General features: G+C 59.7%; 10 protein-coding genes. 7 read left to right on the top strand and 3 right to left on the bottom strand.

Annotated elements, in window-relative coordinates:
- The 3 genes from GSQ89_RS38925 to GSQ89_RS40470 all read left to right on the top strand — a co-directional run.
- Window positions 1–614: hypothetical protein (locus tag GSQ89_RS38925; RefSeq protein WP_216856632.1), on the top strand; the 614-nt coding region annotated here is incomplete at its 5' end.
- A gap of 641 nt (window positions 615–1255) precedes the next feature.
- Window positions 1256–1576, top strand: coding sequence for a hypothetical protein (locus GSQ89_RS37195; RefSeq protein ID WP_158933153.1), 321 nt, complete (start codon window positions 1256–1258; stop codon window positions 1574–1576).
- A gap of 850 nt (window positions 1577–2426) precedes the next feature.
- Window positions 2427–2762 carry a HigA family addiction module antitoxin gene (locus tag GSQ89_RS40470; protein ID WP_158933152.1) on the top strand — a complete coding sequence of 112 codons (336 nt, stop codon included), beginning with the start codon at window positions 2427–2429 and terminating at the stop codon, window positions 2760–2762.
- Between the two features lie 257 nt (window positions 2763–3019).
- On the opposite strand, the gene GSQ89_RS37185 is transcribed toward GSQ89_RS40470, so the two are convergent.
- From GSQ89_RS37185 to GSQ89_RS37175, 3 genes are all read right to left on the bottom strand, one after another.
- Window positions 3020–3202, bottom strand: coding sequence for a hypothetical protein (locus GSQ89_RS37185; RefSeq protein ID WP_158933151.1), 183 nt, complete (start codon window positions 3200–3202; stop codon window positions 3020–3022).
- 599 nt (window positions 3203–3801) lie between these two features.
- Window positions 3802–4539, bottom strand: a complete 738-nt coding sequence (locus tag GSQ89_RS37180) for a hypothetical protein (RefSeq protein WP_158933150.1) — start codon at window positions 4537–4539, stop codon at window positions 3802–3804.
- 58 nt (window positions 4540–4597) lie between these two features.
- The gene (locus GSQ89_RS37175; RefSeq protein ID WP_158933149.1) at window positions 4598–4981 is read right to left on the bottom strand and encodes a hypothetical protein; all 384 of its coding nucleotides are present in this window, start codon (window positions 4979–4981) and stop codon (window positions 4598–4600) included.
- A 628-nt stretch (window positions 4982–5609) separates the two neighbouring features.
- On the opposite strand from GSQ89_RS37175, the gene qatA reads away from it, so the two are divergent.
- Genes qatA through qatD form a run of 4 tightly spaced genes read left to right on the top strand, consistent with a single transcriptional unit; the run spans window position 5610 to window position 10608 of the window.
- Window positions 5610–7616, top strand: a complete 2007-nt coding sequence (gene qatA, locus GSQ89_RS37170; RefSeq protein ID WP_158933148.1) for a Qat anti-phage system ATPase QatA — start codon at window positions 5610–5612, stop codon at window positions 7614–7616.
- 1 nt (window position 7617) lies between these two features.
- Window positions 7618–8442, top strand: coding sequence for a Qat anti-phage system associated protein QatB (qatB, locus tag GSQ89_RS37165; RefSeq protein WP_305782272.1), 825 nt, complete (start codon window positions 7618–7620; stop codon window positions 8440–8442).
- Window positions 8439–9815 (top strand): Qat anti-phage system QueC-like protein QatC, encoded by a 1377-nt coding sequence (qatC, locus tag GSQ89_RS37160; RefSeq protein ID WP_158933146.1) that lies wholly within the window; start codon window positions 8439–8441, stop codon window positions 9813–9815. Before qatB ends, qatC begins: the two co-directional genes overlap by 4 nt.
- A 19-nt stretch (window positions 9816–9834) precedes the next feature.
- Window positions 9835–10608, top strand: a complete 774-nt coding sequence (qatD, locus tag GSQ89_RS37155; RefSeq protein WP_158933145.1) for a Qat anti-phage system TatD family nuclease QatD — start codon at window positions 9835–9837, stop codon at window positions 10606–10608.
- Window positions 10609–11051: the final 443 nt, after the last annotated feature.

Below are 11051 nucleotides of genomic sequence, written 5' to 3'. Positions count from 1 at the left end.
ATTACATGTGCCGTCTGGCCGACAGTGGCGTTGGCTGTTCCGATCACTGGGTTCGATATCCTGGCATCGAAGACGCGCTGACGATCGACATCGACGGTGTGATCTCGAGCTGTCCCAAGCCAGCCCTCGGCTCAGAAGCGCGAACCGAAATGTTGGGGCAAATTCGGAGCAGGCTTCACGTTCTCCGTCGCCGCAGAGCATCTATTGCAAGCGAATATAAGCAAGTTCGACAGTCATCGCGACCGGTGATTGAAGCGCAGAACGCGGTGGATGCTGAAGTTAGACAACTCCTAGCCGACCGTAAGCGCCTGCGGATTGATCGCCCAAAATGGCTTGACGTAACGCTCACGAAGCGGTTGGAAAAGCTCCGGCAAGTCGCAAAGGCCCTTCAGGTCGATCGGATGGAGCTTCACTCACTTTTAGTGACGCTGTTTGTGAAAGTGGTAGTCGACTGGGAGCACGAGCAGCTTACGTTCCACTGGAAACATGGCGGCACGAGTTCAGTCAGAGTTCTCATGAGGCCGCTGCGCGAGGTTGCAAACCGTCGTCGCGCCGATCGACCACGTTATAAGCCCGGAGAGGCCGCACCTCCTTTACCGGCCGCGGCTCGATAGTAGGCCAACGCGAATTCATTTGCATTGGCGAGAGCACTTGCAGCGGGCAGGAACTACAGAAATCGACCCACAAAGCGTCAAGTCCCTGGCAGCCTATGAGCCGTACGCCGTTCAACTTTCACGATCCCGAGGAGGCACAGACGAGGCGCCTCATAGTTGCGCCCTTCGACGTTGCGGGTGTGCGTAACCGCGCAACGAACGTCTTTGTGGACTTTCGGCCCGTCCCACCCGCGTAGGCGGGTTCGAGCAGCCGGGTTCGCCTCCGCCTTTGCTGTGTCGACGGGGTTCGCGCCCGACGGTCCAGAAACGGGGCGTCGCTTCAGTGGGTTACCCAGCGAGGCCGCGCGTCACCCAGCGGAGCGGGCGGCAGCTTTTTGAATGAAGCCTCCCTCTACCGGCGATGCGTGCCGTCGCGGCGTCCGAAGGCCAGACTTGAGTCTGGATGCCCGAAGCGCCTTATAAAGCCTGCCGTGATGGATGCTCGGTGCTCTGTCGGCGCGCGCCACTCCTACCCGCCGATCTCGCCACCGCTCGTGGCGAGGCGCGGCTGGTGAGAAGCCTCGAGTGCACGCGCCCGCTCTTTATCGGCGATTGGGGGCCCAAACCGCTAAGTGCCGAGCAGCGAGGGGACCTGCCGGAGATTGTCTGACGGGCTGTCCCAGCCGCTCGAGCATATCCAGTGCGGCCGTGGTCATCTCGGCAAAGCCGAATGGGCCGGACTGCGGGATTTTTCGAACGTTCGTACGGCCGCGTTCCAGTTGGTAAGCCGGGTCCAGCATGGCCAGGACACGATCAACCGCGGCAATGTCGCGTGCGAGTTTAGTCAAGTCGGCTTTCAGATCGCGTCAGCGAGCGGTAATCCCACGCCGCTCCTCGACAATCGTCCTTGGGCGAGCTTCTCGCGAGTGCAGGCAAATTTTCTCGAATTTCGAGCCTGCCGTACAATGGCAACTGATTTATGACGCCGCGATTATTCAGCGAGATCGCATCGAAACGTGGGTGTCATGTTCTTGACAAGATTTTCTAGAAATGGTCCCCTCGGGCAAGGGAAACTTCTTGGATTCGATTGTGAATGCCAGTCCAATGGTACCACTATCACTCGGCGTTTGAGCTGGCGGTTGCGGTCGATCTCGCAATATTTGCGTTGCCGAACATACGCGAACCTGCAATCACGGCAGAAACTGGACGCTGGGAGCGGCTGTGTTTGATTGTCCCTCCCAATCATGCCAAATACGTCGAATCGCGCACAGCTATGCGCACGTTCCTTCTGGTAAAAAGGGATATAGACGCAAAGTTGGAGCACGTTCGCGGATTTTGTGCGATTTTGGTTGCCATATGTTCGTGCGTTCTGGTGTGGGGCACTGTATTTGCCGATGAGGTGCCAACAGCCGTTGACCTGATATGGTTAATTTGGGGCATATCCGTGACGCCCGTCGTTATCGTGGCTGGACTTGATGGGGCAGCTCGCCGCAGATTACTCGCGTCTTCTTCTGTGAGACAGAGGATAGAAAATGAGGTAATCGAGGCGTGATAACAAACTATCAAGGCGTCATCGCGACACGCAATACATGGGTGGCTCAAAGCGGAGATATTATGCTTTTCGATGCCGCCGCAACCGTCCTCGACCAGGCAACCTGCCGAGCCGATGTGCGTTACGCATTGATCGATCCGCCTTACTCTCTACGCGTCGTGACACGAAGTGATTGGCATATCCTGGTCGGAAGTGCCACTATGATTAAGTTCCGACTAAGGGAAGATCTATCCGCTCAGACCGCTGAAGTGGACATTCTTCCATGAGGAGAGCTTAGGAACATGCAACGCGCCAATCCCGCCTCTGGTAAGGCACTTATCCGGGCGGGTGTAACCCCCGTGTCGCCCGGTGCATATCTAGAGAAAATCATGCTGCCCAGCATGAAGATGGGCGTCGAAGACGCGGCAAGAGATATGCGCATCCCCGTCAGTCAGCTTCGGGACATTATAGGCTCACGCCGCAGGGTCACACACGAAATCGCGGAAGCGTTGTCGCGGCTAACGCGCCTTTCCGTGAAATTTTGGCTCAATATGCAGGCCGCCACTGATCTAAGCCGTGCACCGAAACACACGCCCGCATCTCAGGACACGTCCGCGCGAACAGCGCGGCACTCCTAGTCTCAATGATCCGGCCTTGTGAATCGGGCGCCACAACGAGATCCCGGGGCCGAGACGTGACAACGCCTTGAAAAAGTGCATGAACTCCGCGACGTACCGAGGTGACATTGAGGAAGCGGCTGAACTCTTGATGCCTGTGCCGCTGCGCGCGGCATCCGATTACCTCGCGACGCTCCCGCGATTCCCCCTCCAACCGCTCCAAGTCCGATGACGGCATGCCCAGAAAACCGCTGTTCTCAAACAGAGGCGACGGGCCGTTAACGGGTCGCGGATGGACGCGCGCCCGCAGGCCGCGACCGGTTCAGACTGGCCCAGATGATGACCGCGGCCGTCAACGTCAGGACAACGTCGGCCGCGAGTGCAAGCTGGATCCCAGCCAGCAGGTCGGCCCGCATCGCCATTACGGCGCCGAGGATCGGGATTCCAACCGTGACCGCCATCCGTTGGCTCGTGGTCATGAGGCCGCAAGAGAGCCCCCCTTATGGGTGTCCGGAACGTCCGAGGTGGCAGTGACTGTTGCGGCGACGACAGCGGTGATGTACCCGAAAAAGCCGATGAAGAGCGCTGGGACCAGCCGCATCAACATACTGATGTAAAACGAATAGATTACAAAAATCGGCCACTCAACCTAAATTCCATGCGGCAAAAAAAGAACCCAATGGATGCCGCGGACCAGGCGACCGGAGCCAAAATGGCGATTTCGCCCGCTCCAAACGGGTCGTCAACGCATTGGCACAACCGGAATTCGAGCGGGTTCTGTGCCGCACCAGCATGCCGCGCTCGCAAGAGGACGGCGCGGGCCGGTAAGAAGGAGTTTACGCTTCCGGCGGCGGGGGCCTTCCTATGGAAAACAAGCGCCAAATGAACTCAAAGCTGGAAACCCGGGCCTGGGGGACGGCGGACACGGAGTTGACGCCGGGCACTGAGATATCGGGCGGCCTCGGTCCACCGTGGCGGGCTTGCATTCGCCGCTGAGCGGCTTCCCGGAACGCGGTCAGCGCCCTTTCCAGACGGGCGGCTTGATCGCCGGGGTTGGGGCTCATCTGATCTCCCGCACCATGAAGACGGACCAGAGGCGCCCCATCAAAAACTTGTAGCCAATCTTGTTCGTCCGGCCCGTGCCGTCGAACGCCTCTACAGCGTAGCGGCACTTCTTGGCGGTGCCGTCCCTGTCGAGCGGAGCGACCTCGGAAATGAGCGTCGCGATAGTGATGGTTTGCCCGCGCGGCACAGCGTCGAGTAGCTGCCACGCCGGGTCGCCGGAGCGCGGACGGGGCGAGATGTCGCTCACGACCACGTTGTCGTCGTGAAGGTCAACACGGAGCATGTATTCGGGATGACCGTCGAGGGTCGTCCAACAATAGGGCAAGCCAGACCCGCCGTTACCTTTCACCCGGGCAATCTCTCTACGCATCTGCTCGTTCTGCCCGGTCAGATCGCCGTTGGTCTTCTCCGTCTGGGATGCCTGCGCGAGCACGGCCTGCAGTCTCTCCTGGTCTGTCCCGCCCGGCGCCCCAGTCTGCCACAGCATGGCCGACATAGCGTCCTCTTGGACAGCCTTGTCGGCCATCTGCACCCGGTTCCCCGAGATCCGGTCGAGCCGCGCTTGAAGATCTGCGGCCTGGCGCGCGGCGGCCGCCCGCGCTCCCGCGAGTGCGCTTTGCGTCTCGTCCAGCTCCTGGCGGGCCTTGTCGTAATCCGTAACCCGCTCCAGGCGGCTGGCCAGGTCATCAAGATTGCGCACGGTGATGCCGTGCTTGCGCAACGCGTCGATCACGGGTGACATCTGGCTCTGGACGTTCGCCAGGTGGGCGTGAAGATCGTTGATTTCCCGATTACGCCGGACGAGAAGAGCGCCAAACCGAGAGGCTACGCCAGCCGACGAAGATGCCAATGACAGGCCGGTTCAAGCCGACTGCGGCCTCAGCGTCCGCGGTCTGCTTCAGCACCTTATCTATGGCGAGAAGGTTCGGGTCGCGTGGTCGCGCGTTGTGCTTCCAGCCATGCACGAAGACGATGATGACTGGCTGCCGCCCCGCTAAGGCGCTTAGCTGCTCGTCGATCCATTCCATCTGGTGTGCATGGTAACTGGCTCCCTGGTCGTCGAACTCGACCACAAGCCGCGTGTAGTTCCCGCCGTTGAACGGCTTTCCATGGGGGACGTAGCGGGACGCATCCGGCGCGATGCCAATCCGCCACCATGGGGCGTCCTCGCTCAACGGAGTGAGCGCCCGAGAAACGACCTCCCCTGACGGCCCTGCTTCCTGATCCATAGGAGCTCTCTGACCCTTTGACCGACCCTCGTTGCAGGTTACCGCACATTCCGGGACACCATCAACCCGTTCAACAGGCAAAAGCCAGATTTATTACGGACTGTTATGTTTATTCCGATTACGAAGGTGGACCGTTGAAGGGCACCTCACAGTCATCCCTTTCTGGTCACGGGCAATGTTGTCGTCCTGGCCCAGGAAGCAGGGCGCGCCTGCGCCACAATATGTCGCCCGAGAGGTCGTGGCATAATTGATGGAAGCCCAACGGCCGGGCTGATGGACCGGGCCGATGAAACTGTCGGAGTCGGCACGAACGGCGCAAGGGGAGAGAGAAGCACGCCCATCAACCAAAATCCCCCACGGCCCCGCGGGCGGCCCAGGCCGTCGTCTCATCACCGCCAAACACGACGACATTCAGCTCCCGCCAGTCCGCCTATCCCGGTCCGGACCATGCTGTCAGGGAAAGATCGTTAATTTGCCGCGCAATCAATACCTCATGCCAACCTTTGGAGTTGTAAGGGCAAGCGTTCTCGTGGAAAATGTAAGCAATCGAATCGAAGAGCCTCTAGAGGGTCCAATGGCGATACAAACGGCACTCTCGCTCGGCTATCTAAGTGATGTCGAAACGAAGATCGACCTCCTCAACAACGAGGCTATCGCCAAGACCGTGGTCCGCTTGATCAAAGAAAAATCGGAACATCCGATCTCGATTGGCGTTCATGGCGACTGGGGAGCTGGCAAATCGAGCGTTTTGGAGATGATCCAGGCGGAGTTGTCGAAGGACAAGTCTGTCCTCTGTCTCAAGTTCAGCGGCTGGCAGTTCCAAGGTTTCGAGGATGCCAAAATCGCTCTGATCGAGGGGGTTATCCTTGGGCTGATAGAGAAGCGGTCGCTCTGGTCGAAGGCCTCAGACGATGTCAAAGAGGTCCTAAAAAGCGTCGACAAGCTCAAGCTCGCGAAGAAGGTGGGGACCCTTGCCTTTACGGCCTGGACCGGGATTCCGGCATTCGGCTTCGACGAACTGCTCGGCTCCGCAGTCGAATGGGTCAAGGACACGGTCACGGATAAGGACGAGCGCGAGAAGGCCCTCGGGGAAATTTCAGACCTGAAGAAGGAGGGCGAGAAGACGACGAAAGAGGGCCGGATCGAGAAGGGTTACAGCGTTCCGCATGAGATCACTGAGTTTCGGAAATCGTTCAAGAAGCTGATTGCCAAGGCCGGGATCGAGCGCCTCGTCGTCCTCGTCGACGACCTCGACAGATGCCTCCCAAAGACGGCTATCGAGACGTTGGAGGCGATCAGACTTTTCGTTTTCCTCGACAAGACGGCCTTCATCGTCGGCGCGGATGAGGGGATGATCGAGTACGCGGTCAGGAAGCATTTTCCGGATCTGCCTGAGAGCCAAACCTCCCAAGGCTCTCAGGGATACGCCCGCGCTTACTTAGAAAAGCTGCTCCAGGTGCCCTTCCGCATTCCCGCCCTCGGGGAGACGGAAACCCACATCTACGTAACGCTACTTCTGGTCGGAGCGACGGTCGGGGACAAGACGCCAGAGTTCGCCAATCTAATGCAGCTTGGACGCGATGCGTTCTCGAAGCCTTGGGACACCGAGGTATTCACGACGGAGGCCGTCAAGGCCGCATTGAAGGGGCAGTTTGAGCAGGTGTCCGAGGCCGTTCTAACCGCCGATCGGATCAGCCCGGTTCTTTCCGCAGGAACCAAGGGGAACCCCAGGCAGATTAAGCGCTTCCTCAACGCGCTGACGCTCAGGCTCGCAGTAGCGCGGGAACGCAACTTCGGTGACGCCATCGGACAGGCGCAACTTGCAAAACTTATGCTGGCCGAGCTCTTCCTGCCGGAAGCCGTCTTCACTCATATCGCCACAACGGCTGCTAGCGCCCGAGACGGCATTTGTCCCGAGTTGGTCGAGCTGGAGGCCCTCGTAGATGGGGGAGGGAAATCGGCTTCAGACGGTGAGAAGCAGGATGAGGTTTGGCCGGACGCAGGCGAGGACCGTTCCGGCGTTGTAGCCGACTGGAAGCTGAGGCCCGAGGTGGTCAGGTGGGCCAGCGTAAAGCCAGCACTGGGTGGTATTTCGCTCAAGCCATACCTGTTTGTGATTAAGGATCGAAAGAACTTTGTCGCCGGGGCTGCCCCCCTTTCCGAAAAACTCCGCAAGCTGATGGCCAAGCTCGCAGCGGGCGAGATGGCCGCAAAGTCGGCAACCGCAGACGTCAAGGCACTTTCCCCGCCGGAGGTCAGCGAGATTTTCAGAGAACTTCGAGCGCTCACCTTGGCATCGGGTTCGTTTGATCGGAAACCGGAAACTTTCTACGGCCTAACGGTGCTTGTGACCGAACATCCCGGCCTCCAGAGCCAATATGTTGAGATGCTGAATGATCTTCCGGTCGACAAACTTGGATTCTGGGCTGCCTCAGGACACACGCCGATAATCAAGGATCCCATAGTTCGTGGACGACTTGATGCAGTGCTCGCGAAGTGGATGAGCTCGAAAAACGCGATACTCAGCAGGGCGGCGCGCACCGCCCTCAATCCGCCGAAGCGCAGCGGCAAGGGCGGCTGAGATGGGAACCTCAACTCCCTTCGGCGGAGGCAAGAATAACAACCCCCTGATCCCGAGTTGGATTGGCGGAAGTTCTCCAGCAAATGGCGGTCAGCCACCACCGCCGCAACTCCCACCGTCGCAGCCGCCACCAACCCGATATACCGGGCCCCGGGCGCGCTTCACGCAATTCGTAAAGTCGGGCGGGGATGACCGCCGGGCGCTAGGTAAAGCCGTCTCCTCGTTTGTGAGCCGAACCGGCGGCGGTTCAGCGACGACCTCCCAACGCATGGCGGCCGAACGCTCCGCCGCGGGTAATTTTGCGAACGTACTTTCCCGCGCGTCAGAGGCCCCCGGCGGCATCCGCGAGGTCGTCCGCACCCTCAACTTCGGGTCATTGGCCGACCGACCTATTCAGGACATATACGCCGCCCTGGTCGATCACATATGTCCCCCGGACGGCGATCTCGACGACGCTCATGCCCGCGACGCATACCTCGAAGCGGTGAACGAGGTGATGCAGGACCAGCCTCCGGATCTTGAGAAGCCCTCTCCCGAAACTATTCGGGACATCATCGGTAAGTTCATAGCGAATGCGGTGAACCAGCGCATCGTGACCGCCATAGGCATCGGCATTATCTCCTTGCCCTCCGACCCCGAGGAGATCCAGGCGATCCAAAGCGGGCTTCACGATTTCGTCCGCGGCTGCGTCGCCGAGACCATCGAGGAGTTTAAGGGCGATTTCCGAGAGGCGGATTTGCGCCCCGAAATCGATTGGATTTTCGAGCGCGCGGCCGAGGTGCTTCACGACCGCGGTGACGAGGCAGTCAAGGAGGAAGGCGGATGACCCGTTATGCGCTCGCTGGCCACTTCAGTCCGGACGACCATTTTCAGCCGCCCGATGAGGATGGCGTCGCCGTCACCCGGCTTGACCTGGTTGGAGGCGACCGGCGCCTTCGCTATGGCATCGGGCAGGCAATGGACCATCTGTGGTCCCGTCGCGTTCGCCCGAGCGAGATCGGAGTGGACCTGATGGTCGTCGCAGTCCTCGTTCACGCGCTCGATACTCGCGTGAAGAGGGTGACGGCCTCACAAGATGGCTGGACCCGCGAACTTAGAATAGTTGCTCCGGTATCGGATCCCGCTCAATGGCAGGCGGCCGCGCCAACGTTGACGACCATGTTGCGTTTCCTAACCGGCGACCATTGGGATGTCGCTTTCCGCGCTCGACCGCGGTCATTCGGTGCCGTCTCGCTTCCGGCCTTACCGAATGTTGACATCCCGAATTTCGACGGGGTCTCCCTATTCTCCGGCGGTCTCGATAGTCTTATCGGGGCATTAAATGCGCTAGCCGGACCCGGGCGCCTTCGCCCCCTATTTGTTAGCCACAAGGGCGAAGGGGCCGTGAGCGGCCCGCAGGGCGCTCTGTTCCAGAGGATGTCAGAGGGGTTCGCCCGGCAGCAGCCCACGAACCGCACCTTGGAGGGCTTGCGATATTCCCTGTCCTTCAAACGGAACCTGATCGCAGGCAGCGAGGACTCGACGCGAGGGCGTTCGTTCCTCTTCCTCGCATTGGGTGCCTTCGCTGGCTCCGGGCTGCCGGGGCATTTCGATCTACGCATCCCTGAAAACGGCCTCATCGCGCTCAACGTGCCACTCGACCCGACGCGTATCGGATCGAACAGCACGCGGACGACGCACCCGTTCTACCTTCGCCGCTGGAACGACCTGCTGACCTCAATCGGCATCCCTGGCACGGTCGTGAACCCGTACTGGAATTTCACTAAGGGCGAGATGGTCGCGAGCTGCCTGATGCCCGATTTGCTAAAGGAACTTATCCCACTTTCCGTGTCGTGCGCGCACCCTTCGCTGAAGCGTTGGAGCAAGGACGACAATAATCATTGCGGAACCTGTGTACCCTGTATAATCCGCCGAGCTGCAATCGAGGCGGCATTGGGAGTTGGTAACGATCCGACCGGGTATCGGTGCGGAGACCTGACCGCGCAGCCGTTGTCCGCCAAGAGCAAGGACGGGAAACAGGTCAGAGGTTACCAGTATGCGCTGGGTAGGCTTGCACAGAACCCGGACTTGGCGCGCATTCTCATCCATAAACCGGGCCCCTTGCGAGAGGACGTAGACAATCTGGACAAACTAATCGGCGTCTATGACCGAGGTATGAAGGAGGTCGGACGCCTGCTAACAGGCGTTACGACCATCTAACCCTCAATAGGGAACGTCCGTGTCAGGCAAATTGATCGATTTCCATTGTCATCTTGATCTCTATCCCGATTTCGAACGCCAGGTCAGTGATTGCGATCGTCATGAGATTTATACCCTCGCGGTCACAACCCTGCCCGCTGCCTGGCCGCGCAATCGAGACTTTGCGGCAGCGACCAAACACGTGCGAGCCGGACTTGGTCTCCACCCCCAGATCGTCGAGGAGAGATGGCGTGAAATCGATGCCTGGGAGCGATACTTGCCGGAGGCTCGATACATTGGCGAGGTCGGCCTTGATGCAGGCCCCCGACATTACCGCAGCCTGCAACGCCAGAAGGACGTGTTCAGACGCATCCTCGAGGCCTGCGCTTCCGAAGGAGGAAGGATCCTCTCGGTCCACAGCGTCAGGGCCGCGTCGAAGGTACTCGACATGATCGAGGAAAACCTGCCGTCCGGTCGAGGCAAGGTCTGCCTTCATTGGTTCACTGGCAGCGAGCGGGAGGCCCAGCGCGCAGTCAAACTCGGTTGCTATTTTTCCGTTAACATCGAAATGCTCCGCAAGGAGCATGGCCTGAAGCTTGTCAGTAGGCTGCCGATGGGTCGGTTGCTGACGGAGACGGACGGACCTTTCACCACGATGGACGGCAGGCCTTTGAGACCGGCGGACTCTGAGATGGTCCTCCGTGAACTTGCGACGGTTAGGAAACTATCCGTCGAGGAAATGAGGAGCGTATTGCTGGCGAATCTGAAGGGTGTCACCTCACGGAGCATTACGTCGGAGGTTGCGGGTCTGTAGCCTCCAAGGTTGCTCCCCAATCGACCACCGCATCGACTGTCGTTATGGACCGCGTAACGCTCGCCGATTGCAAGGCTGAGACGGCGTGCCTCGTCAATGTATGCTCCCGAATCGACCTTGATGGAGAACGTCTGGGACCACCTTCCCGGCAATAAACTCCCCGCTGGAATTTGGAACACCTATGATGAAATCGACTATCCGGATCTGGTCAGAACGGTTGCAATCACAACGCGGAACCTCGTCGCTGGGGGAAGGTTGGACCGAGCGCACTTACGTACCGCCTTCCCTGTGCAGGAGCTGAACCACTCGATCCAGGAGCGGCCGCCGAACGAACCCGTATCGCGACCACAAGGCAGGATGCGCCGCATGTCGAATTTCGCAATGCTAGACGAGCGCCGCAAAGTCCTCGAGTATGTCGGTGGCGCCGGGACGGCCCGGAAACC

The sequence above is a fragment of the Acidisphaera sp. S103 genome, assembly GCF_009765975.1.
In the GTDB taxonomy this organism is placed as follows: domain Bacteria; phylum Pseudomonadota; class Alphaproteobacteria; order Acetobacterales; family Acetobacteraceae; genus Rhodopila.
The sequence above is the reverse complement of the archived record's forward strand: the minus strand, read 5'-3'. Positions and strand labels throughout refer to the sequence as shown.

Bases quoted from the DNA above. Each gene is read 5' to 3' on its own strand.
- GSQ89_RS40470 (WP_158933152.1), top strand. From the start codon at position 2,427: ATGCAACGCGCCAATCCCGCCTCTGGTAAGGCACTTATCCGGGCGGGT.
- GSQ89_RS37185 (WP_158933151.1), bottom strand. From the start codon at position 3,202: ATGGCGGTCACGGTTGGAATCCCGATCCTCGGCGCCGTAATGGCGATG.
- qatA (WP_158933148.1), top strand. From the start codon at position 5,610: ATGGCGATACAAACGGCACTCTCGCTCGGCTATCTAAGTGATGTCGAA.
- qatB (WP_305782272.1), top strand. From the start codon at position 7,618: ATGGGAACCTCAACTCCCTTCGGCGGAGGCAAGAATAACAACCCCCTG.
- qatC (WP_158933146.1), top strand. From the start codon at position 8,439: ATGACCCGTTATGCGCTCGCTGGCCACTTCAGTCCGGACGACCATTTT.